A 20035-nucleotide genomic window follows, 5' to 3' on the forward strand; every position below is an offset into this window, starting at 1 on the left:
CGGCGAGTCGGCGCTTCCTCTCGCCCGCGGCCTGCCGAGTCGGCGCTTCCTCTCACCGTTGAGGCGCCCACTCGGCACGGATCAGGTGTCAGCCCGCGCCGACTCGGCATCGTCGGTCTCGTCCTCGGCGTCGACAGGCTGCTTGCCGCCGAGCAGCAGCAGGGCAACGCCGAGCAGCGCCGCGACCAGCGAGCCACCGAGGATGCCGACCTTGGCCTCCCCGGTGAGGAGCTCGTCGCCGGGGAAGGACAGCCCGGCGATGAAGAGGCTGACCGTGAACCCGATGCCGCCCACCGCTCCGAGCCCGGCGACCATGCGCCACCCGGTGTTCTCCGGCAGCCTGCCCAGACCGAGCCTGACGGCGAGGAAGGCGGCGAGCAGGATGCCGACCGGCTTGCCCACGACGAGCCCGGCAGCGATGCCGAGCGCGACCGCGGAGTCCAGCGCCTGTCCGAGCACCCCGCCACCGAGGTAGACCCCGGCGTTGGCGAGCGCGAACACCGGCAGCACGAAGTACGACGACACGGGGTGCAGCCGGTTCTGGAGCCGTTCCTGGACCGGGACGGACTCCGCGAGCAGGAACCGCAGCCGGTGCAGCTCGTCGGCGTCGAGGTGGCGGTCCTCGAGCGCCTTCTGGGCGTAGCCGCGGGCGACCTTCTCCTCGAGCAGCGGCCTGGTCGGCGTGATCAGGCCGATCGCCACCCCCGCCAGCGTCGCGTGCACGCCGGACTCGAAGGTGGCCAGCCAGACGAGCACGCCGACCACGACGTAGGCCCACACGCTCCAGATCCGCAGCCTGCGCATCACGAGCATCAGCCCCAGCAGCGCGATCGCGATCGCGAGGGCGATGAGGTTCAGGTCATCGGTGTAGAAGACGGCGATCACCAGGATCGCGCCGATGTCGTCGACGATCGCCAGGGTCAGCAGGAAGAGCCGGGCCGCCGACGGGATGCGGCGCCCGAGCAGGCCGAGGACCCCCACCGCGAACGCGATGTCCGTGGCCATCGGGATCCCCCAGCCGGAGGCGCCCTCGCCCCCGGCGACGATCACCGCGTAGATGCCCGCGGGGACGACCATGCCGCCGACGGCCGCCACGATCGGCAGCGCCGCGGTCTTGGGGTCACGGAGGTCGCCGTGGACGAGCTCGTACTTGATCTCCAGCCCGACGACGAAGAAGAAGATCACCATGAGGGCGTCGTTGACCCAGTGCTGGAGCGTGTCCTCCAGGGTCAGGACCCCGATGTCGAGCGTGATCGTGGTGTGCCAGAAGGAGTCGTACGCCTCGGTCCACGGCGAGTTCGCCCACACCAGGGCGACGACGGCCGCGGCCAGCAGCAGCACCGAGCCCGCCGTCTCGACCCGGAGGAACTCCCGCACCGGCCGGGCGACCAGCCGGGCCAGCGTCCGGTCGCTCTCCGAGTAGACCGGGCCGAGCCGCCACACGGCGTCCTGGCCGTGGTCCGTGGCGCGCTCACCCGAGCGTTCGGAGGAGGGGGACGGGGAATCGTCGGTCATGGGGCCGCCTTTCGGGCGTCGTCGACGGGCACTCCGCCGGCCCGTGCGACCAGCGAGCCGACCAGACTTCCCGGCACACCGAGGTCCAGCCTAGCGGGACGGTAGGGTCGAGGTCCGCGCGCATCCCACCACGGAGGAACTCCACGACATGGCCCCCGAACCCGTCCGGGAGACCGACCCCACCATCGGCCGCCTCGTCGCCGACGCCAGTCGCGACCTGTCGTCGCTGGTCTCCCAGGAGATCCAGCTCGCCAAGTCGGAGCTCAAGGTCAGCGTCAAGGCGGGCGGCCTCGGCATCGGCCTGTTCGCGGCGGCGGCCTTCCTCCTCGTGCTGGCCGTGATCATGCTCTCGGTCGCGATCGCCTACTTCATCAACTGGAACGGCGAGGGGCTCGACCTGCACTGGGCCTTCCTCATCGTCTTCGCCTTCTACGTGCTGGTCGCCGCCCTCCTCGTCTTCCTGGGCGTGCGCAAGGTCAAGAGGGTCCGGGGACCCGAGCGGGCGATCCAGCAGGGCCGGGAGATCCCCCGTGCCCTGAAGGGTCAGGCCTGACCCGGGGTCAACCGGCGCAGTCGCCGGTGGCCACCGGCTCGCTCGTCGCCAGCCCCCGCGCCGCGCTCTGCGCCACCTGGTCGGCGGTCAGCGCGTAGCCGGTCTCGTCGTCGGTGACCGAGGCGGCGAAGACCATGCCGACGGCGTCGCCGTCGGTGGAGACGATGGGCCCGCCGGAGTTGCCGGGGCGCACCAGCGCGCGCAGCGAGAAGACCTCGCGGATCACGGTGCCCTCGCCGTAGATGTTGGGCGACCGCAGCCGCTGCTCGGCCCGGATCCGGCCCGCACGCACGTCGTACGGTCCGTCCTCGGGGTAGCCGAGCACGGCGATCGCGTCGCGCGGCTGGGCGCCGTTGTCGAAGGACAGGGCCGGCATCCCGGCGGTGTCGACCGCGAGCACGGCGACGTCGAGCTCGGGGTCGTAGTGGACGACCTCGGCCGAGACGGTGTCGCCGCTGATCTCGACCTCGGGGTCGGAGACACCGGCGACCACGTGGGCGTTGGTCATGACGCGGCCGTCGGCGTAGATGAAGCCGGACCCCTCGACCCCGCGGCCGCACGAGTTGGTGCCACGGATCTTGAGCACCGCCGCCTCGGCCGCGCGGACGTCGGAGTCGCGCAGGATCCGCTGCGGGCCGGGCGGCACCTCCACGATCCGCTCGGGCGCGAAGGGCTCGAGGTAGCGGGGGAAGAAGCCGGCTCCCACCACGTCGTTGAAGGCACCCAGCAGGTCGTCGGCCGAGGTCGGCAGCGTCTGGTCGACCTTCGCCAGCACCGTCGAGCTGCGCACCTGGCCGGTGATGCCGGAGATGCCCGACCCGGAAACGGCGACACCGAGCGCCCAGGCGACGAGCAGCACCGCGAGAGCGCTGAGCAACGCGCCCCCGACCGCGTCGACGGCGCGTGCCGGCTGCCAGGTGATGCGGTCGCGCAGCCGCGACCCGGCGAACTGGAACAGCGCCTGCCCGACCGACGCCGACAGGATCACGATGAAGAGCGCCCCCAGGGAGACCACCAGCGACGGCGCCGCCTCGCCGAGCGCGAACGGGGCGAGCCAGACGCCGAACAGCCCGCCGAGCAGGAGCCCGGCGGTGGCGAAGGCGCCGGTGACGAAGCCCTGCCAGTAGCCCGAGAGGGCGTAGAGGAGGACCAGCACCACGAGCAGCCAGTCGAGGACGTTCACCGGCCTTCTCCGAATCTGGTGTTGGACCGTACGTCGGCCCGGAGGTCCTCACCCTGCAGCATGTGGTCGGGAACGAGGTGGACCGGCGGGTCCTCGACCGTGTCGGCCCACCCGACGAAGTCGAAGAGCCGCGCGATGATGCCGGCCGTGAAGCCCCACAGCACCAGGTCCTTGCCGGCGCCGATGAGGTAGCCGGGCCCGACCCAGCCCGACGGGTGGCGTACGGAGATCCGGTGGTCGGGACCGACGAGCGAGGCGATCGGCACGCGATGGACCTCGTGGACCTCGTCGGGGTCCACGGCCGCGACCGGGCTCTCGGTCTCCCACCAGCCCAGCAACGGGGTCACGGCGTAGTTGCTCGGCGGCAGCCAGAGCTCGGGGAGCTCGGCGAACACGTCGACCCCGGCGGGGTCGAGGCCGGTCTCCTCCTCGGCCTCGCGCAGCGCCGCGTCGTGGGCGGTCTCACCCGGCTCGATCCCACCGCCGGGGAAGGAGATCTGGCCGGGGTGGCTGCGCATGTGGTGGGAACGCTCGGTGAGCAGCAGGTCGGGGCCGTGGTCGCCCTCGCCGAAGAGCACCAGCACGGCACCGCGCCGCGGGTCGCTGTCCTCGGGCGGCATGAAGCGGGTCAGGTCGTGGACCGTGATCGCCCGCGCGCCCTCCTCGATCGGGCGCAACCAGTCGGGCCTCACAGGCGGATCCCGAGGTGCTCGTCGACGAGGTCCTCGAGCTCGCCCACCGAGTCGACCTTCTGCGCCACCACGGTCGCGGCGCCGTCCTCGTCGACGAAGGCGAACATCGGCAACCCCATCAGGCCCGGGAACGGCCCGGCGCCCTGCAGCGAGGACTGCGGGTCGGCCAGCAGCGGGTAGGTCACCCCGGTCTCGCCGACCAGGTCCATCGCGCTCTCGACCTGGGGGTCCTCGTAGTCGATGCCGAGGACCTGCACCTGCTCGCCGTGCTGCTCGTGGAACTGCTGGATGACCGGCATCTCCTCCCGGCACGGACCGCACCACGACGCCCAGAGGTTGACCACGAGCGGGCCCCGGAGGCTCGCCAGCTCGACGTCGGGTCCGCCACCGAGGCAGGGCAGCGTGACGTCGGGCAGCCCACCGGCCGCGGGCCCTGCGTCGCCGGGCGCGCAGTCCTCGACACCGGCTTCGGCCTTGAGCTCGCGCAGCTCGGGGGTGTCGACGTCGATCCGCGCCGGGCCGGGTGCGGGCGTGGCGCCGCTGCAGCCCGCGAGCAGGGCCGCCGAGGCGACGGCGAGGACGGTCCGCCTCACGCCGGCCCCTCGGTCCTGACCAGCGCGGCGGCGGCCACCGGGTCGGTCGGGCCGGCGCCGTAGGACGGGCACCAGCGGGCGACCGGGCAGGCCCCGCAGGCCGGCTTCTTGGCGTGGCAGCGGCGGCGTCCGTGCCAGATCAGGTGGTGGCTGAGCATGGTCCAGTCCCGCTTCGGGAACAGCTCGCCGACTGCGTGCTCGACCTTCACCGGGTCGGTCTCCTCGGTCCACCCGAGCCGCCGCACCAGCCGTCCGAAGTGGGTGTCGACGGTGATGCCGGGCACCCCGAAGGCGTTGCCCAGCACGACGTTGGCCGTCTTGCGGCCGACCCCGGGCAGCGTCACGAGGTCGTCGAGACGGGCCGGCACCTGGCCGTCGTACCGCTCGACGAGGGCCGCGGAGAGCTTGAGCAGGGACTCGGTCTTCTGGCGGAAGAACCCCAGCGGGCCGAGCAGCTGCTCGAGGTGCTCGCGCGGCGCGGCCGCCATCGCCGCGGGGTCGGGGTAGGCGGCGAAGATCGCCGGCCGGGCGGCGTTGACCCGGCGGTCGGTGGTCTGCGCGCTGAGGACCGTCACGACCAGGAGCTGGAAGGGGTCGTCGAAGTCGAGCTCGCACCGGGCGTCGGGATAGGTCTCGGCGAGCATCCGGTCGACCTTGCGGGCGCGACGCACGAGCGAGGTCCGGCTGACCTCGGGCGGGGGCGACGTCACCATGCCTGCTCCATGCTGTCAGCCTATGCGGCACCGGCGACGGCTGCAGGTGTGGCCAATTCGGGCTGTGACCTGTACCACTGGATAGGATCGGGACGACGCTGTGCCGGACCGGCAGGGCGAGACGACTTGGGAGGAACGACGTGGACACAGACGTGCTTCGTCAGGCGCCGCTCTTCAGCGCGCTCGACGACGAGGCCGCGACGGCGCTGCGTGCCTCGATGGCCGAGACCCGGCTGCGACGCGGTGAGGTGCTGTTCCACGAGGGCGACGCGGGCGACAGGCTCTACATCGTCCTCGACGGCAAGGTGAAGCTCGGTCGTACCTCCAGCGACGGCCGCGAGAACCTCCTGGCGATCCTCGGCCCCGGTCAGATGTTCGGTGAGCTCTCCCTCTTCGACCCGGGCCCCCGCTCGGCCACGGTCACCGCGGTCACCGACGTCGGCTTCGTCTCGCTCTCCCACGACGACCTGCTGCGCTGGCTCGAGGGCCGCCCCGTCGTCGCCCGCGGGCTGCTCTCGCAGATCGCCGCCCGCCTGCGCAAGGCCAACGACGTCAACGCCGACCTGGTCTTCTCCGACGTCCCCGGCCGCGTCGCCAAGGCGCTGCTCGACCTCGCCGACCGCTTCGGCCGGACCGCCGACGACGGCGTCCACGTCCACCACGACCTCACCCAGGAGGAGCTCGCCCAGCTGGTCGGCGCGTCCCGCGAGACGGTCAACAAGGCCCTGGCCGACTTCGCCTCGCGCGGCTGGCTGCGCCTCGAGCCCCGGTCGGTCGTGATCATGGACCTCGAGCGCCTCACCCGCCGCGCCCGCTGACGCCGAGATGGGCCCCCGCAACCGTCGAGTGGGGCCCGCGCAACGGGTGAGCTGGGCGTGATCACCGTCCGCGGACGTTCACGCCCCGCTCCCGCAGCACCTCGCGCACCTCGGTGATCCACGCGGCCAGGGCAGCACCGCTGATGCAGCCGCGGGTGACGACCACGACGTACCACCCGTGCTCCTCCAACCAGGCGCGGCGCTCCCTGTCGTACGCCCGCTGCTCCGGGCTGGTGTGGAAGTCCTCGCCGTCGTACTCGACGGCCACCCGGGCACGCGGGTAGGCAAGGTCGAGGCGGTACGTCGGCACCCCGTCGACCAGGATCCAGTGCTGCGGCGTCGGCGCCGGCAGCCCCTCGTCGTTGAGCTCGAGCCGCGTCCACGACTCGCGACGCGACTCGCTGCGCGCGTCGACCAGCTGCGCGAGCTCGCGCGCCTGCACGACACCCCTCCGCCGGTGGTAGCGCACCAGCAGCCGGTCCAGCTGGGCGATGGTGACGCCGCACTCGCGCGCGAAGGCGTCGAGTGCGGCGAGCGCGTCGCGCCGTGGGAGCCGGCAGGCGAGGTCGAGGGCGGTGCGCACCGGCGTCGTCACGCGCACCCCACCGATGACCTGCCAGTCCCCCGGCTCGAGGTCCCGGCTCCCGCCGCGGCAGCCACCGCGGTCGGTCGGGTCGTGGCCGCGCAGCACGACCGTCTCCAGCTCGGGGATCGCGTCGAGCTCGGCGTACCGGAAGACGTCGATGCCGTGGATCCACGCCGCGGTGCGGTCGCACAGCACCGAGTGCGTGCTCAGGACGAGGCGCGCGGCCTGTGCCCGCAGCAGCGTCGTGTCGGGCAGGTCGGCGCGGACGTAGACGCCGGTGAACAGGCGTCGCAGCCTGCCCTCCCGGACCCAGCGGGTCAGCGTCGTACGACTCGTGTCGAGGCGCGCGGCGTCGGCGGTGGTGAACGGACCGTCGGGCAGGGCTCTCTTCATCATGGGCCGCAGGTTGCCCCCGGAACCACCTGCCCGCCTCGGGGCCGCTGCGGCGCTGTGGACGACCGCCCCTGCGGGTCGACTGTGGACGACTCGCGGCACCACGGCCCCGCTCAACCGGAACCGGGTCCCAGCTCAACCGTTGCGGGGGCCCACTTCAACGGTTGCGGGGGCCTACTTCAACGGTTGCGGGGGCCCAACTCAACGGGTCTGCAGGTGCTCGAGCTGGGCCCGGACCGAGAGCTCGGCAGCCCCCCAGAGGACCGGGTCGACGTCGGCGTACACGATCTCGACGACCTGGCGCGGCAGGGACGTGGCGTCGGCGACGCCCCCCGCCCGCAGCTGCGCGACCGCGGCCGCCACCTGCTCGAGTCGCTCGGCGCGGTGGGCGATGTAGTGGTCGAGGACGCCGAGCGCGTCGTCGACGACCGGGCCGTGGCCGGGCCAGATCGCCGCGGCCTCCTCGCGCTCGACGAGCGCGTGCAGCCGGTCGAGCGAGTCGAGGTACGCGCCCAGCTGGCCGTCGGGGTGGGCGACGACGGTGGTCCCCCGCCCGAGGACCGTGTCGCCGGTGAGCACCGTCGCGTCCCCCGGCAGCCAGAACGACAGCGAGTCGGCGGTGTGGCCGGGCGTGGCCACGACGTGCACCTCGAGCCCGTCGACCTCGACGACGTCGCCCTCGCCGAGCCCCTCGCTCCCCAGCCGGTACGCCGGGTCGAGCGCACGGACCCCGCAGCCGACGGACTCGGCGAACTCGCGCGCGGCCTCGGAGTGGTCGAGGTGGTGGTGCGTCAGCAGCACCACCGCGACGTCGCCTGCCACGGACCGGACCGCATCGAGGTGGCCCGCGTCCGGCGGGCCCGGGTCGACCACGACGGACCGTCGCGCGCCCGGCTCCCGCAGCACCCAGGTGTTGGTGCCGTCGAGCGTCATCGGGTTGGCGTTGGGTGCGAGCACACACCTGCCGCGCTCGCCGAAGCTGCCGCCCGCCCAAGTCATCGGTCGGCCACCAGCGCCTCGGAGCCGGGGGGCATCGACAGGAAGTGGCCACCGTCGACGGAGACCACCTCGGGCATGAACATCGTGACCTCCCGCGTCGCCGCCTCGGCCAGCACGTCGCGGGGCGAGCCGTGCCGGTCGACGTCGAGGCAGGTGAGGTACGTCGGCGGCATCATGAACACCTCGCCGGCGTCGGCCCGCGCCGTGGCGTCGGGCACCGGCAGCCACATCACCGACGATGACTCGGTCGAGACGTCGCGCGTCACCTGGCCCTCGGGCAGGGCGGCCACGAAGAACCAGGTCCGGTAGCGGCGGGGCTCGAACTCCGGGGTCAGCCAGGCGGCCCAGGCGCCCAGCAGGTCGCTGCGCAGCACCAGCCCGCGCCGGTCCAGGAAGTCGGTGAGCGACAGCTCCCGGGCCTCCAGCGCGACCCGGTCGGCCTCCCAGTCCTCACCCGTGGTGTCGCCGACGACCTCGTCGGCGGTGCCGGCGAGCAGCACCCCGGACTCCTCGAAGGTCTCCCGCACCGCCGCACACACCAGGGCGCGGGCCCTGCGCTCGTCGACGTCGAGCCGGCGTGCCCACTCGGCCGGGTCCGGCCCGGCCCAGGCGACGGCGTGGTCGAAGTCGCGGGGGTCGACGCCACCGCCGGGGAAGACGCACATCCCACCCGCGAACGCCATCGACGTCTGCCGCCGCAGCAGGTAGACCGACGACCCCCGGTCGTCGGGCCGCAGCAGCACCACGGTCGCGGCGTCGCGGGGCTCGGCCGGGGTGGCCGACCCCTCGGCGTACGCCCGGGCGTGCTCGACCAGGCTCGCCGGCAGCGGCATCCGCTGCACTAGAGCGCGCCTCCGGAGACCTCCACCACGAGCTCGACCTCGACCGGCGCGTCGAGGGGCAGCACCGGTACGCCGACGGCCGACCGGGCGTGGACGCCGGCCTCGCCGAAGACCTCGCCCAGCAGCTCGGAGACACCGTTGGCGACCTGCGGCTGGCCGGTGAAGTCGGGCGTCGAGGCGACGAAGCAGACCACCTTGACGACCCGCGCCACGGCAGCGAGGTCGCCGATCTCGGCCCGGACCGCCGCGATCGCGTTGAGGGCGCACTGCTGCGCGCACTCGACTGCCTCCTCGAGGCTCACCTCGCCGCCCACCTTGCCGGTGCGGATCAGCTCTCCCGAGCGCATCGGCAGCTGGCCGGAGGTGAAGACGTGGCTGCCGGAGCGCACGGCGGGGACGTAGACGGCCACCGGCTTGGCGACGTCCGGGACGCTCAGCCCCATCGCGGCCAGCCGCTCCTCGGGATGGCTCACGGCTCAGCCCTCCGACGGACGCTTCAGGAAGGCGACGAGCCCACCCTGCGCGTTGGTCTGGATGGTCACCAGCTCCCAGCCGTCCTGGCCGAAGTTGTTGAGCATCAAGGCCTCGTTGTGGAGCGGAATCGGCGCCACCTGGTACTCCCACTTGGTCATGGGCCGACCCTAGCCGCCCGGCACGGCGCGGCGAACCCGCCCGGGGGCTGACCAGACCACCCAACCCACCGGGGCCCGCAGGCGTTCAATGGTGGAGAGCGACGCCGGGAGGACCGATGCGCGACGAGACGGGATTCGAGGAGTACGTCGCCGCGCGCTGGTCGACGTTCTCCCGGCTCGCCCTGCTGCTCACCGCCTCGGAGACGGCGGCGCAGGACCTGGTGCAGGTGACCCTCGAGAAGGCGTACGTCGCCTGGCCGCGGATCAGCGCCATGGAGGCGCCCGACGCCTACGTCCGCCGGATCATGGTCAACACGCTGATCTCGACGCGGCGTCGGGCCTGGCAGCGCCACGAGGTGCCCAGCGCGGACCCGCCGGACACCGGCACGCCGTCCCCGGAGCAGGTGCTCGTCGACCGGGAGCTGCTGTGGCCGCTGGTGTGCGCGCTGCCGCCGCGGCAGCGCGCGGTCGTGGTGCTGCGCTACTACGAGGACCTGTCCGAGCGTGAGATCGCCGACGTGCTCGGCTGCTCGGCCGGCACCGTCAAGTCCACGGCCCACGACGCGATGCAGGCGCTGCGCCGCAGCGTGGCCGCGATCCCGACCACCGGAGGGGTGCAGCGATGAGCGTGGACCAGGACCTCGGGGCCGTGCTCCGGGAGGTCGCGGAGGCGCACGCCGCGCCCGAGCCGGACCTCGCCGCGATCACCGCCGGAGGGCGACGGCGCCGCCGCACCCGGGACGTACGCCGCGGCGTCGTCGCACTGTCCTGCGTCGCCCTGCTCGCGGCGGTCCCCCTGACGCTCGACCTCGGCTGGCCGGGCGCGGAGCGGCCGCCCGTGATCTCGCCGCGCCCCGACGAGACGTCGGTCACCGACCTGCCGATGGGCGACCCGCCCGCCATCCCGCACTGCGACGGGGCGGACCGGATCGTCGGGGCGGGCGCCCCGATCGAGGCGCGCTGCGACGTGATGCTCCACCGGGGTGGCTCGACGCTGCACTACGCACCCGACGGTCTGGCCAGGCTGGTCGACGGTGAACGGCTGCCGCTCGGCGGGGGCTTCCCGAGCTACTGGTTCCCGGCACTGAGCGTCGACGGCCACTACGCCGCCTGGGTGGCCGACGCCCCGGGCCGGGGTGACGCCGGCACGCTCCACGTCGTCGACCTCGAGGACGGTTCCCGGGTGGCGGAGCAGCCGTTCCCGACCTCCGAGGTGTGGGTCCCCGGGATCGACGACCTCGGCCGGGTCTACGTCGCCACCTTCGAGACCAGCAAGGTGTGGACCTACGACATCCGCAGCCGGCGCACCGTGCCGGTGACCGACCTGCCCGGCGTGCTGCCCGTCCGCGTCCGGTTCGTGACCGCCGACGGGATCGGCGTGCGCGGCACTGGCGCCTCCACCTCCGTCGTCGGCACCGTCACCGCCGACGGGGACCTCACCCAGCGACGCCAGGTCGACCTGGACGCGAGCACCTTCTCCCCCGACCGGAGCCTGGTGGCGCACGAGGAGGAAGGCCGCTTCGTGGTCACCCCTGTCGGTGGCGGAGAGAGCGTGGAGCTCGACCTCCCCACCGAGGGATCGGCGACGTGGCTGCCCACGTGGGAGGACCAGCGCCACCTGCTGTTCCAGTTCGACCCGCGCTCGGACGTCGCCACGGTGTCCCTCACCTACGGCGTGGACGCCCCCGCGCGTCGCACCTGGCTGCTGCGCTGCGACGCGACCGACGGGTCGTGCGAGGTGGCCCTGCGCCCCGGCTGGGCCGCCGGGCTCGACGTGCCCGTCTACCGCTGAGGTCTCAGCGCCGGACGGCGTACCGCACGTGGACGGCGTAGGCCGACGGGTGCACCGACAGGATGTCGAGGTCGAGGTCCTGCTCGACGCCCTCGAAGAGCCGCTTGCCACCGCCGAGGACGACGGGTGCGGTGGAGATCCCGATCTCGTCGACGACACCCGCCGCGAGCGCCTGCCGGATCGTGTCCGCCCCGCCGCCGACCGCGATGCCGGCGTCCCCGGCGGCCTCGCGGGCTGCCGCCAGCGCCGCGTCGAAGCCGTCGACCATCAGGAAGCCGGTCGCCGGGTCGGGCTGGTCCTCGGTCCGGTGGGTGAGGACGACGAGCGTGCCCTCGAAGGGGTTCTCCCCACCCCAGGCCCCGGCCGCGTCGTACATCCCGCGGCCGCAGATGCCGGCGCCCAGGCCCTCGGTCAGCTGGGAGTAGTAGGCCTCGTCGGCCTCGGACATGCCCGCTCCGGGCTCGTGCTCGGAGTCGTAGGTCCAGGGTCCCCCCATCACCCAGTAGTGGAGCCGCTCACCACCGATGCCGAGGCCCTGGCCGGGACGGTCGTCCGGTCCGGTGACGTAGCCGTCGAGCGAGACGGTGATGGCGGCGACGACCTTGCCCATGGCTCCTCCGGGGATGCAGGCGCTGATGGAGGTTCGACCGGCGCTGGGCCGCGGAATCATCGCGTTGACCTCCAGTCCGCTCGAGGTCCTAGTCTCGAACCGTGACCGCCACACCGACCTCGGGGCCCCGCGAGCGGTTGCTCTCCCCGGCGTACGCCGCCACCACGATCGGCGTCTTCGCCCTCATCGCCTTCAACGCCTTCGAGACGCTGGCCGTCACGACCGTGATGCCGACGATCAGCCAGGAGCTCGACGGCCGCGACCTCTACGCCCTCGCCTTCGCAGCGCCTCTCGCCAGCAGCGTGGTCGGCATGGTGGCGGCCGGCCTGTGGAGCGACCGCCGCGGCCCGGCGGGCGCGCTGCTGGTCTCGCTGGTGCTGTTCACCCTCGGCGTGCTGACCTGCGGCCTCGCCCCGGCGATGGAGGTGCTCGTGGCCGGCCGGGTCGTGCAGGGCCTCGGCACCGGTGCCCTCATCGTGAGCCTGTACGTCGTGGTCGGCGTGGTCTATCCGTCCGTGCTGCAGCCCGCAGTGTTCGCGAGCTTCGCCGCCGCCTGGGTCCTCCCCTCGCTGTTCGGCCCGGGGATCGCCGCCTTCGTCGCCGCAGCCCTCGGCTGGCGCTGGGTCTTCCTCGGCATCGTCGGGCTGGTGCTCCTCGCCGCGGCGCTGATCGCGCCGGTGCTGCCGTCGCTGCGGCGACCGGCCGACGAGGACCGCGCGCCCGCGGCACGCTCGCAGCTGCTGTGGGCCGCGGTCGCCGCGGTCGCGGTGCTCGGCGTCGAGCTTCTCGGGTCCCGCAGCAGCGTGCTGCTGGCCGGGGTGGCCCTCCTCGTGGTGCTCGTGTCGGTACGGCCGCTGACCCCGCGCGGCACGCTGCGCGCCGGGCGCGGCCTGCCCGCGGTGATCGGGACCCGGGGGATGATGAGCGCCGCGTTCTTCTGCGGGCAGGCCTACATCGTGCTGGTGCTGCAGGAGCGCTGGGGCTTGACGGCCGGGCACGCCGGCATCGCGCTCACGGTGGTCGGGATCGTGTGGGCGAGCGCCAGCCAGCTGCAGGCGCGCCTCAGGGAACGGGTGTCCCACGAGGCGGCGATGCAGGTCGGCACCCTCACCCTGCTCGGCGCCTCCGTGATGCTCTGGCTCGTCGTGTGGGGCGACGCACCCTCGCTGCTCGCCGGTGCCGCCTTCGTGGCCGCCGGCGCCGGGATGGGCTTCGGCTTCTCCCGCACGGGGGTGGCCATGCTGGCGGCGTCCACCGACACCGACCGCGGCTTCAACTCCTCCGCGCTCACGATCGCCGACTCGCTGGGCGCCGCCTTGGCACTGTCGTTGTGCGGCATCGGCTTCACCGTGGCCGAGCAGGCCGACGGCGACCCGTTCCTGGCCGTCTTCGGCGTCGCGGTCGCCTGCGCGGCGGGCTCGGTCGTGACGGCGTTCCGGACCCCTGCCCTCACCCCCGCGTGACGCGGTAGCGGACGAAGGCGGGGACCGCCAGCGCCGCGAGGACGGTGCCGACGATGACCAGGATGCCGCCACCGGCCGCGGCCACCGCGGCTCCCGTGACCGCCGCCGCCGCGCCGTGCGTGACGTCCGCGACCCGGGGCCCGCCCGCGACGACCACGATGAAGATGCCCTGCAGCCGTCCGCGGACCTCGTCCTCGGCCGCCGACATCAGCATGGTGTTGCGGAAGGCCGAGGACGCCATGTCGGCCGCACCGCCGATCGCGAGCAGCACGACCGCGACGACGAGCATCGCGGTCGGCGCGAGCGGGGCGAGCAGGGCGGCGATGCCGAACCCCGTGATCGCGAGGCCCCAGACCAGGATCGAGACGATCACGGCGAGGCCGTGGCGCTCGACGCGTGACACCCAGCCCGAGAGGACGCCCCCGACCACGGCCCCCGCGGGGATGGCTGCGAAGAGCAGCGCGAAGGCCAGGCCGCCCTCCGAGGGACCACCGAACGCGACGTCGGCGAGCTCGGGGAACAGCGCCCGCGGCATGCCGAAGACCATCGCGATCAGGTCGACGACGAACGACATCAGCAGGATCGGGTGACCGCGTAGGTAGCGGAACCCGTCGATCACCGCGCGGACGCCGGGGATCGCGGTCGCACCCTCCACCGGGAGTCGCGGCAGCCCGACCACGGCGCCGAGCGTGGCGAGGAGGGTCACGGTGTCGATGAGGTAGAGCCACGAGAATCCGACGATCGGGATGAGCGCCCCGCCGACCAGCGGGCCGGCGATCCCGCCGGCCTGGAAGACCGTCGTGTTGAGGGCGTTGGCCGCGGGCAGCAGCTCGGGCGGGACGAGCTTGGGCAGCACCGCCGACCGGGTCGGCTGGTTGATCGCGAAGAAGGCCTGCTGCACCGAGAAGAGGCCGAGCAGCAGCCACACGTCCTGCGACCCCACCGCCGCCTGCAGCCAGAACCCGGCGCTGGTGAGGATCAGCCCGCAGGTGGTGACCACCAGGAGCGTGCGGCGGTCGAAGACGTCGGCCAGGGCGCCGCCCCACAGCCCGAAGACGACGAGCGGGACGAGGCCGAAGATCCCCGTGAGGCCGACGTACGCCGAGGAGCCGGTGATCGCGTAGATCTGGGCCGGCACCGCGACCACCGTCAGCTGCGCGCCGATGACCGTGACGATGTTGGCCAGCCAGAGACGACGGAAGTGGTGGATCCGGAGCGGACGGGTGTCCGCCAGCAACCGGTCGCGCGCCACCCGGCGACCCTAGTCGTCATCCACCCCCGGTCGACGTCCGGTGCGCGCTGGCTCGCTCCGTGGGACGCTGTCGGGATGGCGGTCCACGAGAGCCCGGACGACGACTGGCTGGTCCGCGGGGACGGGGACCCGCGCGAGGTCGCGGACCACTACGACGCGTGGGCGGAGAGCTACGACGCGGACCTCGACGCCTGGTCCTACCAGGCACCCGGCGTCGTCGCCGGGCTGCTGCTCGCCCGCCAGCCGGCCTCCGGCACGATCCTCGACGTGGGCTGCGGGACCGGCCTGGCCGGCCGGGCGTTGCGGGCCGGCGGCTACCGCGGCCGGCTCGTCGGGCTCGACATCTCCACCGCGTCGCTCCGGCTGGCCGAGGAGTCCGGCGCCTACGACGAGCTCCGGCCGACCGACCTGACGCAGCCGCTCCCCCTCGCCGACGACGCCGTCGACGCGGTCGTCTGCGTCGGCGTGATGACCTACCTCCCGGAGGTCGAGGCCGTGTGGCGCGAGTTCGCCCGCGTCGTGCGGCCCCCGGGACACGTGGTCCTCACGCAGCGCGAGGACCTGTGGGAGCCGCGCCGGTGCCAGGAGGTCGTCGACCGGCTCGCGTCGGAGGGCGTCTGGAGCCCGGTCGACGTCCACGGCCCGGCGGCCTACCTGCCGGAGTCGACCGGGGACCTGGCCGACCTCGGCGCCTACTACCTCACGGCCTCGGTCAGCTGACCTCGTACGCCGGGTGGTGGCTGCCCACCTTGCGGGCGGAGGCGAGGTGCGCGCCCAGGTAGCCGCCGACGGCTGCGGCCGTCGCTCCCCCGAGCGCGAGGCCCGTCCCGGACCCGCGCCCGCCTCGGCGGCGGGCCAGCCACGAGGCGGCGTACAGGCCGATCGCGGTCGCGTTGCTGACCGCGTGGACGACGCCGACGCGCTTCTCACGCGGACGGGCCCCCGACCACTCCGCCCAGCCGGTCCAGGCCGTGGGGGCGGCGCCGAGGACGCCGATGCCGACGAGCCGCCGGGCCGCGGCGGCAGACTCCTCGCCACCGAGCAGGTCCAGCAGGGTGGCCGAGGTCCAGGTGCCGAGCACGAGGTCGGTCAGCACCGGGTGCAGCGCGTGCCCGAGCCACTCACCCCGCAGCACCGAGCCCCGGGTCCCCGACCCGAACAGCGCGCCGATCTTCGGCTCCAGGGCGCTGACCGGGGCGTCGAGGGCGGTGGCGTCCTCCAGCTGCAAGGTCCAGCGCACGATCGCCGGTGGTCGCTCCATGTCCGCCTCCTCGAGTGGCCGCACGGCCCCACTGTGCCCCGGGGTGCGGGCGAGGGCAACGGGCCCGGGGCTCAGACCAGCGCCGGCCCGGTCTTCTCCCGCACCTCGTCCTCGGTGACGTCGGGGGCGAGCTCGACGAGCTTCAGCCCCTCGGGCGTCACGTCGATGACGGCGAGGTCGGTGATGATCCGCTGCACGACGCGCTTGCCGGTGTAGGGGAGCGTGCACTCGTCGAGGATCTTGAGCGACCCGTCCTTGGCGACGTGCTCCATCAGCACGATGACGCGCTTGGCGCCGTGGACCAGGTCCATCGCGCCGCCCATCCCCTTGACCATCTTGCCGGGGATCATCCAGTTGGCGATGTCGCCGTCCTTGCTGACCTGCATCGCCCCCAGGATCGCGGCGTCGATCTTGCCGCCGCGGATCATCCCGAAGCTGGTGGCCGAGTCGAAGAACGACGCCCCCTTGCGCAGGGTGACGGTCTCCTTGCCGGCGTTGATCAGGTCGGCGTCGACGGCGTCCTCGGTGGGGTAGGCGCCGACCCCGAGGATGCCGTTCTCCGACTGCAGGACCAGCTCGACGTCGTCGGCGACGTAGTTGGGAACCAGCGTCGGCAGGCCGATGCCGAGGTTGACGTACGAGCCGTCGGTCAGCTCGGAGGCCGCCCGCGCGGCCATCTCCTCACGCGTCCAGGCCATGTCAGCGCACCGTCCTCTTCTCGATCTTCTTGTCCGCGGCCTGCTCGGGGGTCAGCGCGACCACGCGCTGCACGAAGACGCCGGGCGTGTGCACCTCGGCGGGGTCGATCTCGCCGGGCTCGACGAGGTGCTCCACCTCGGCGATGGTGAGCCGGCCGCACATGGCGGCGAGCGGGTTGAAGTTCTGTGCGGACTGCCGGTAGACGAGGTTGCCGTGCCGGTCGCCCTTCCAGGCGCGCACCAGGCCGAAGTCGGCGACGATCGCCTCCTCGAGGACGTACTCGCGGTCCCCGAAGAGCCGCGTCTCCTTGGCCGGCGAGGAGACGGTGACGTTGCCCTCGGAGTCGTAGCGCCACGGGATGCCGCCCTCGGCGACCTGGGTGCCGCCGCCGGTCGCGGTGAAGAACGCCGGGATGCCGGAGCCGCCGGCCCGCATCCGCTCGGCGAGCGTGCCCTGCGGGGTGAGCTCGACCTCGAGCTCGCCGGAGAGGTACTGGCGCGCGAACTCCTTGTTCTCCCCGACGTAGGAGGAGATCATCCGGCGCAGCCGGTGGGCCATGAGCAACCGGCCGAGGCCCCACTCGTCGACCCCGCAGTTGTTGGAGACCGCCTCGAGGTCGGTCACGCCGGCGTCGAGCACGGCATCGATGAGCACCGAGGGGATGCCGCACAGCCCGAAGCCGCCGACCGCGAGGGTCGACCCGTCGGTGATGTCGGCGACCGCCTCGGCGGCGCTGGCCACGACCTTGTCCACGTCCGTCCTCCCACGTCTCTGCACCCCGGCCCCGACGGGCCGTGGCGCCGACCACACTAGCGGCGCGTGGCGCCGGTCACGTATGGCCCCCGGCCACACATCGCCGCCACCACGGCGTCCGCCGCGGACACGACCGGGCGCCACGGTGGCGCCACTACGCTGGTCGGGTGCCCCCGTCCGCCGCCGACCTGTCCGGGGTCTCGCTCCACGTCGTGACCGGCAAGGGCGGAACCGGCAAGACCACCGTCGCCGCCGCGCTCGCGCTCGCCCTGGCCAGCCACGGCCGCAGCGTGCTGTTGTGCGAGGTGGAGGGCCGGCAGGGCATCGCCCGGATGTTCGACGTCGACCCGCTGCCGTACGCCGAGCGGCGCATCGCCTCCGGCCTGACCGGCCCCGAGGGGCGGCCCGGGAGCGTCCACGCGCTGCACATCGACCCGGAGTCGGCGCTGCTGGAGTACCTGGCGATGTACTACCGCCTGGGCCGCGCCGGGAAGGCGCTGGACCGCTTCGGCGTCGTCGAGTTCGCGACCACGCTCGCCCCCGGGGTGCGCGACGTGCTGCTGACGGGCAAGGTCTACGAGGCCGCGAAGAAGAACCGCCGCGGCAAGGACGTCCGCTCCTACGACGCGGTCGTGCTCGACGCCCCGCCCACCGGCCGGATCGCCCAGTTCCTCGGCGTCAACAGCGAGCTCGCCGGCCTGGCCCGCGTCGGCCCGATCAAGCACCAGGCCGACCTGGTGATGAAGCTCTTCCGGTCGCGCCGGACCGCGATCCACCTGGTGACCGTCCTGGAGGAGATGCCCGTCCAGGAGACGGCGGACGGCATCGCCGAGCTGCGCGCGGCAGGCCTCCCCGTGGGCGCGGTCGTGGTCAACATGGTCCGCCCGCAGGACCTCGGTGCCGACCAGCTCGCCGCCGCCCGTGCCGGCACCCTGGACGCGGCCGCGCTCGAGGCCGACCTGCGCTCCGTGGGGGTGACCGACGACGACGGCCTGGTCCCCGGGCTGCTCGCGGAGGCGCAGGACCACGCCGTCCGCCGTGCCCTGGAGGACGCCCAGCGGGAGGTGGTCGACGGCCTCGACGTGCCGGCGTACGAGCTCCCTCGGCTGCCCGGCGGGGTCGACCTCGGCGGGCTCTACGAGCTCGCCGAGGACCTCAAGGACGGGGGCCTGGCATGACCGGCACGCCGCCACGCGCCCGCTTCGGCCCGCTCGCCTCCCCGGCCTCCGAGGCGCCGCCCCTCGACGTCGACGGCCTGCTCGACGACCCGGCCACGGGGATCATCGTGTGCTGCGGCTCCGGCGGCGTCGGCAAGACCACGACCTCGACCGCCCTCGCGCTCCGCGCCGCCGAGCGCGGGCGACGGGTGGTCGTCCTCACGATCGACCCCGCCCGCAGGCTCGCCCAGTCGATGGGCATCGAGGCGCTCGACAACACCCCGCGGCCGGTCTCCGGCGTGGTCGGCGACGGCTCGCTGGACGCGATGATGCTCGACATGAAGCGCACCTTCGACGAGGTGGTGGAGAGCCAGGCCACGCCGGAGAAGGCGCAGCAGATCCTCGCCAACCCGTTCTACGTCGCCCTCTCGAGCTCGTTCGCCGGCACCCAGGAGTACATGGCGATGGAGAAGCTCGGCCAGGTCCACCGGCAGGCGCAGGCCGAGGGCACCTACGACCTGATCGTGGTGGACACCCCGCCGTCACGGTCGGCCCTCGACTTCCTGGACGCTCCCGAGCGGCTCTCCCGGTTCCTGGACGGTCGCTTCATCAGGTTGCTGCTGGCGCCGGCCAAGGGGCCGGCCCGCGTGATGTCGGCAGGGCTGGGTCTGGTGACCTCGGCGCTGACCAAGGTGCTCGGGGCCCAGGTGCTGCGCGACATGCAGACCTTCGTGGCGGCCTTCGACACCCTCTTCGGGGGTTTCCGGGCCCGGGCCGAGGAGACCTTCCGGCTGCTGCAGGACGACCGGACGGCGTTCCTGGTCGTCGCGGCTCCGGAGCCCGACGCGCTGCGGGAGGCGGCGTACTTCGTCGAGCGCCTCGGCGAGGACCGGATGCCGCTCGCGGGCCTCGTGGTGAACCGGGCGAGCCCCGGTCCGCTGGGGGCGCTCTCCGCCGACGAGGCGATGGCGGCAGCCACCAGGCTCCAGCACGACGACCCGGGCTCGACGAGCGCCGGACTGCTGCGGCTGCACGCCGACCGGTCACGGCTGGCGGAGCGGGAGGCGGCCCTGCGGGCCAGGTTCGCGGCGGCGCACCCTGCGGTCGCGACCGCCGTGGTGCCTGCGCTGCCGGGTGACGTCCACGACCTCGAGGGCCTGCGTCACGTGGGGGAGCTGCTGTCCGGGACCTGACCTCCCCCGCAGGCCAGGTCCCCCGCCGGGTGGATCAGTGGCTGGCCGGGACGGCCTGCTCCTCGCGCGCTGCCTCGAGCACGGACCGCCAGGAGGCACCCGGCCGGCGCCGGAGCAGGGCTCGGCGCTCACGCTCGGTCATGCCGCCCCACACACCCCACTCGATCTGGTTGTCCAGTGCCTCGGCCAGGCACTCGGTGCGCACGGGGCAACCGCCGCACACCAGCTTGGCCTTGTTCTGCTCCGCGCCGCGCACGAAGAGTGCGTCGGGCTGTGCCTGGCGGCAAGCCGCCGACGGTGCCCAGTCCTCGATCCACATGAGACGTCCCCATTCGC

Annotated in this window: 24 protein-coding genes; 8 read left to right on the plus strand and 16 right to left on the minus strand. The window is 73.5% G+C overall.

From position 1 onward, the window contains the following. Positions 1 to 81: 81 nt before the first annotated feature. Complete coding sequence (nhaA, locus tag EXE57_RS10315; protein WP_135077229.1) at positions 82 to 1515, minus strand: Na+/H+ antiporter NhaA; 1434 nt, start codon at positions 1513 to 1515, stop codon at positions 82 to 84. A 148-nt stretch (positions 1516 to 1663) separates the two neighbouring features. On the opposite strand from nhaA, the gene EXE57_RS10320 reads away from it, so the two are divergent. Further along, positions 1664 to 2068 carry a phage holin family protein gene (locus EXE57_RS10320; protein ID WP_135077231.1) on the plus strand — a complete coding sequence of 135 codons (405 nt, stop codon included), beginning with the start codon at positions 1664 to 1666 and terminating at the stop codon, positions 2066 to 2068. Between the two features lie 7 nt (positions 2069 to 2075). Here EXE57_RS10320 and EXE57_RS10325 read toward each other — a convergent pair whose 3' ends face one another. Genes EXE57_RS10325 through nth form a run of 4 tightly spaced genes read right to left on the minus strand, consistent with a single transcriptional unit; the run spans position 2076 to position 5249 of the window. Beyond that, complete coding sequence (locus EXE57_RS10325) at positions 2076 to 3251, minus strand: MarP family serine protease (protein ID WP_135077233.1); 1176 nt, start codon at positions 3249 to 3251, stop codon at positions 2076 to 2078. Continuing rightward, on the minus strand, positions 3248 to 3943 hold the full coding sequence (locus EXE57_RS10330; RefSeq protein ID WP_244246782.1) for an NUDIX hydrolase: 696 nt from the start codon (positions 3941 to 3943) through the stop codon (positions 3248 to 3250). The genes EXE57_RS10325 and EXE57_RS10330 overlap by 4 nt, the downstream gene beginning before the upstream one ends. Next, a complete protein-coding gene (locus EXE57_RS10335; protein ID WP_167305871.1) occupies positions 3940 to 4536 on the minus strand; it encodes a TlpA family protein disulfide reductase in 597 nt (198 codons plus the stop codon). The genes EXE57_RS10330 and EXE57_RS10335 overlap by 4 nt, the downstream gene beginning before the upstream one ends. Then, the gene (gene nth, locus EXE57_RS10340) at positions 4533 to 5249 is read right to left on the minus strand and encodes an endonuclease III (RefSeq protein WP_135077237.1); all 717 of its coding nucleotides are present in this window, start codon (positions 5247 to 5249) and stop codon (positions 4533 to 4535) included. The genes EXE57_RS10335 and nth overlap by 4 nt, the downstream gene beginning before the upstream one ends. 140 nt (positions 5250 to 5389) lie before the next feature. Here nth and EXE57_RS10345 point away from each other — a divergent pair, with 140 nt between their 5' ends. Then, positions 5390 to 6067: a Crp/Fnr family transcriptional regulator gene (locus EXE57_RS10345; protein ID WP_135077239.1), complete on the plus strand. Its 678-nt coding sequence runs from the start codon at positions 5390 to 5392 to the stop codon at positions 6065 to 6067. Between the two features lie 61 nt (positions 6068 to 6128). On the opposite strand, the gene EXE57_RS10350 is transcribed toward EXE57_RS10345, so the two are convergent. The 5 genes from EXE57_RS10350 to sp36 all read right to left on the minus strand — a co-directional run bounded on the left by EXE57_RS10350 (position 6129) and on the right by sp36 (position 9519). Continuing rightward, positions 6129 to 7049, minus strand: a complete 921-nt coding sequence (locus tag EXE57_RS10350; RefSeq protein WP_135077241.1) for a type IV toxin-antitoxin system AbiEi family antitoxin domain-containing protein — start codon at positions 7047 to 7049, stop codon at positions 6129 to 6131. Positions 7050 to 7247: 198 nt separating this feature from the next. Continuing rightward, on the minus strand, positions 7248 to 8045 hold the full coding sequence (locus EXE57_RS10355) for an MBL fold metallo-hydrolase (protein WP_135077243.1): 798 nt from the start codon (positions 8043 to 8045) through the stop codon (positions 7248 to 7250). Next, positions 8042 to 8878, minus strand: coding sequence for an NUDIX hydrolase (locus EXE57_RS10360; RefSeq protein ID WP_135077245.1), 837 nt, complete (start codon positions 8876 to 8878; stop codon positions 8042 to 8044). The genes EXE57_RS10355 and EXE57_RS10360 overlap by 4 nt, the downstream gene beginning before the upstream one ends. 8 nt (positions 8879 to 8886) lie before the next feature. Further along, positions 8887 to 9360 carry a RidA family protein gene (locus tag EXE57_RS10365; protein ID WP_135077247.1) on the minus strand — a complete coding sequence of 158 codons (474 nt, stop codon included), beginning with the start codon at positions 9358 to 9360 and terminating at the stop codon, positions 8887 to 8889. 3 nt (positions 9361 to 9363) lie between these two features. Continuing rightward, the gene (gene sp36 / locus EXE57_RS19740; protein WP_167305872.1) at positions 9364 to 9519 is read right to left on the minus strand and encodes a Sp36 family protein; all 156 of its coding nucleotides are present in this window, start codon (positions 9517 to 9519) and stop codon (positions 9364 to 9366) included. A 116-nt stretch (positions 9520 to 9635) separates the two neighbouring features. Between sp36 and EXE57_RS10370 the strand changes: the two genes are divergently transcribed. Together EXE57_RS10370 and EXE57_RS10375 are read left to right on the plus strand one after the other, a co-directional pair. Further along, on the plus strand, positions 9636 to 10145 hold the full coding sequence (locus EXE57_RS10370) for a SigE family RNA polymerase sigma factor (protein WP_135077249.1): 510 nt from the start codon (positions 9636 to 9638) through the stop codon (positions 10143 to 10145). After that, a complete protein-coding gene (locus EXE57_RS10375; protein ID WP_135077251.1) occupies positions 10142 to 11311 on the plus strand; it encodes a hypothetical protein in 1170 nt (389 codons plus the stop codon). The genes EXE57_RS10370 and EXE57_RS10375 overlap by 4 nt, the downstream gene beginning before the upstream one ends. Positions 11312 to 11315: 4 nt before the next feature. On the opposite strand, the gene EXE57_RS10380 is transcribed toward EXE57_RS10375, so the two are convergent. Beyond that, the gene (locus EXE57_RS10380) at positions 11316 to 11921 is read right to left on the minus strand and encodes a dihydrofolate reductase family protein (RefSeq protein ID WP_135077253.1); all 606 of its coding nucleotides are present in this window, start codon (positions 11919 to 11921) and stop codon (positions 11316 to 11318) included. 101 nt (positions 11922 to 12022) lie between these two features. Between EXE57_RS10380 and EXE57_RS10385 the strand changes: the two genes are divergently transcribed. Then, positions 12023 to 13384, plus strand: coding sequence for an MFS transporter (locus EXE57_RS10385; RefSeq protein WP_135077255.1), 1362 nt, complete (start codon positions 12023 to 12025; stop codon positions 13382 to 13384). On the opposite strand, the gene EXE57_RS10390 is transcribed toward EXE57_RS10385, so the two are convergent. Further along, positions 13371 to 14636 carry an MFS transporter gene (locus EXE57_RS10390; RefSeq protein ID WP_135077257.1) on the minus strand — a complete coding sequence of 422 codons (1266 nt, stop codon included), beginning with the start codon at positions 14634 to 14636 and terminating at the stop codon, positions 13371 to 13373. The genes EXE57_RS10385 and EXE57_RS10390 overlap by 14 nt on opposite strands. A gap of 75 nt (positions 14637 to 14711) precedes the next feature. Here EXE57_RS10390 and EXE57_RS10395 point away from each other — a divergent pair, with 75 nt between their 5' ends. Then, complete coding sequence (locus EXE57_RS10395) at positions 14712 to 15356, plus strand: class I SAM-dependent DNA methyltransferase (protein ID WP_135077259.1); 645 nt, start codon at positions 14712 to 14714, stop codon at positions 15354 to 15356. On the opposite strand, the gene EXE57_RS10400 is transcribed toward EXE57_RS10395, so the two are convergent. From EXE57_RS10400 to EXE57_RS10410, 3 genes are all read right to left on the minus strand, one after another. Beyond that, a complete protein-coding gene (locus EXE57_RS10400) occupies positions 15349 to 15897 on the minus strand; it encodes a DUF2231 domain-containing protein (RefSeq protein ID WP_135077261.1) in 549 nt (182 codons plus the stop codon). The genes EXE57_RS10395 and EXE57_RS10400 overlap by 8 nt on opposite strands. A gap of 71 nt (positions 15898 to 15968) precedes the next feature. Next, positions 15969 to 16595, minus strand: a complete 627-nt coding sequence (locus EXE57_RS10405) for a CoA transferase subunit B (RefSeq protein WP_135077263.1) — start codon at positions 16593 to 16595, stop codon at positions 15969 to 15971. A 1-nt stretch (position 16596) separates the two neighbouring features. Further along, complete coding sequence (locus tag EXE57_RS10410) at positions 16597 to 17349, minus strand: CoA transferase subunit A (RefSeq protein WP_135077265.1); 753 nt, start codon at positions 17347 to 17349, stop codon at positions 16597 to 16599. A 167-nt stretch (positions 17350 to 17516) separates the two neighbouring features. Between EXE57_RS10410 and bagA the strand changes: the two genes are divergently transcribed. Together bagA and bagB are read left to right on the plus strand one after the other, a co-directional pair. Next, positions 17517 to 18527, plus strand: a complete 1011-nt coding sequence (bagA, locus tag EXE57_RS10415) for an ATPase BagA (RefSeq protein ID WP_135077267.1) — start codon at positions 17517 to 17519, stop codon at positions 18525 to 18527. After that, positions 18524 to 19699 carry an ArsA family ATPase gene (gene bagB / locus EXE57_RS10420; protein ID WP_135077269.1) on the plus strand — a complete coding sequence of 392 codons (1176 nt, stop codon included), beginning with the start codon at positions 18524 to 18526 and terminating at the stop codon, positions 19697 to 19699. The genes bagA and bagB overlap by 4 nt, the downstream gene beginning before the upstream one ends. Before the next feature lie 34 nt (positions 19700 to 19733). On the opposite strand, the gene EXE57_RS10425 is transcribed toward bagB, so the two are convergent. Continuing rightward, positions 19734 to 20018 (minus strand): WhiB family transcriptional regulator, encoded by a 285-nt coding sequence (locus EXE57_RS10425; protein WP_135077271.1) that lies wholly within the window; start codon positions 20016 to 20018, stop codon positions 19734 to 19736. Between the last annotated feature and the right edge of the window lie 17 nt (positions 20019 to 20035).

Origin of the sequence: Nocardioides euryhalodurans (assembly GCF_004564375.1) — a bacterium.
Taxonomy (GTDB): domain Bacteria; phylum Actinomycetota; class Actinomycetes; order Propionibacteriales; family Nocardioidaceae; genus Nocardioides; species Nocardioides euryhalodurans.

What these genes read in the sequence shown, in the direction of transcription:
- nhaA (WP_135077229.1), bottom strand. Translation starts at nt 1,515, where the DNA reads ATGACCGACGATTCCCCGTCCCCCTCCTCCGAACGCTCGGGTGAGCGC.
- EXE57_RS10320 (WP_135077231.1), top strand. Translation starts at nt 1,664, where the DNA reads ATGGCCCCCGAACCCGTCCGGGAGACCGACCCCACCATCGGCCGCCTC.
- nth (WP_135077237.1), bottom strand. Translation starts at nt 5,249, where the DNA reads ATGGTGACGTCGCCCCCGCCCGAGGTCAGCCGGACCTCGCTCGTGCGT.
- EXE57_RS10350 (WP_135077241.1), bottom strand. Translation starts at nt 7,049, where the DNA reads ATGATGAAGAGAGCCCTGCCCGACGGTCCGTTCACCACCGCCGACGCC.
- EXE57_RS10355 (WP_135077243.1), bottom strand. Translation starts at nt 8,045, where the DNA reads ATGACTTGGGCGGGCGGCAGCTTCGGCGAGCGCGGCAGGTGTGTGCTC.
- EXE57_RS10360 (WP_135077245.1), bottom strand. Translation starts at nt 8,878, where the DNA reads ATGCCGCTGCCGGCGAGCCTGGTCGAGCACGCCCGGGCGTACGCCGAG.
- sp36 (WP_167305872.1), bottom strand. Translation starts at nt 9,519, where the DNA reads ATGACCAAGTGGGAGTACCAGGTGGCGCCGATTCCGCTCCACAACGAG.
- EXE57_RS10370 (WP_135077249.1), top strand. Translation starts at nt 9,636, where the DNA reads ATGCGCGACGAGACGGGATTCGAGGAGTACGTCGCCGCGCGCTGGTCG.
- EXE57_RS10375 (WP_135077251.1), top strand. Translation starts at nt 10,142, where the DNA reads ATGAGCGTGGACCAGGACCTCGGGGCCGTGCTCCGGGAGGTCGCGGAG.
- EXE57_RS10380 (WP_135077253.1), bottom strand. Translation starts at nt 11,921, where the DNA reads ATGGGCAAGGTCGTCGCCGCCATCACCGTCTCGCTCGACGGCTACGTC.
- EXE57_RS10395 (WP_135077259.1), top strand. Translation starts at nt 14,712, where the DNA reads ATGGCGGTCCACGAGAGCCCGGACGACGACTGGCTGGTCCGCGGGGAC.
- EXE57_RS10400 (WP_135077261.1), bottom strand. Translation starts at nt 15,897, where the DNA reads ATGGAGCGACCACCGGCGATCGTGCGCTGGACCTTGCAGCTGGAGGAC.
- EXE57_RS10405 (WP_135077263.1), bottom strand. Translation starts at nt 16,595, where the DNA reads ATGGCCTGGACGCGTGAGGAGATGGCCGCGCGGGCGGCCTCCGAGCTG.
- bagB (WP_135077269.1), top strand. Translation starts at nt 18,524, where the DNA reads ATGACCGGCACGCCGCCACGCGCCCGCTTCGGCCCGCTCGCCTCCCCG.
- EXE57_RS10425 (WP_135077271.1), bottom strand. Translation starts at nt 20,018, where the DNA reads ATGTGGATCGAGGACTGGGCACCGTCGGCGGCTTGCCGCCAGGCACAG.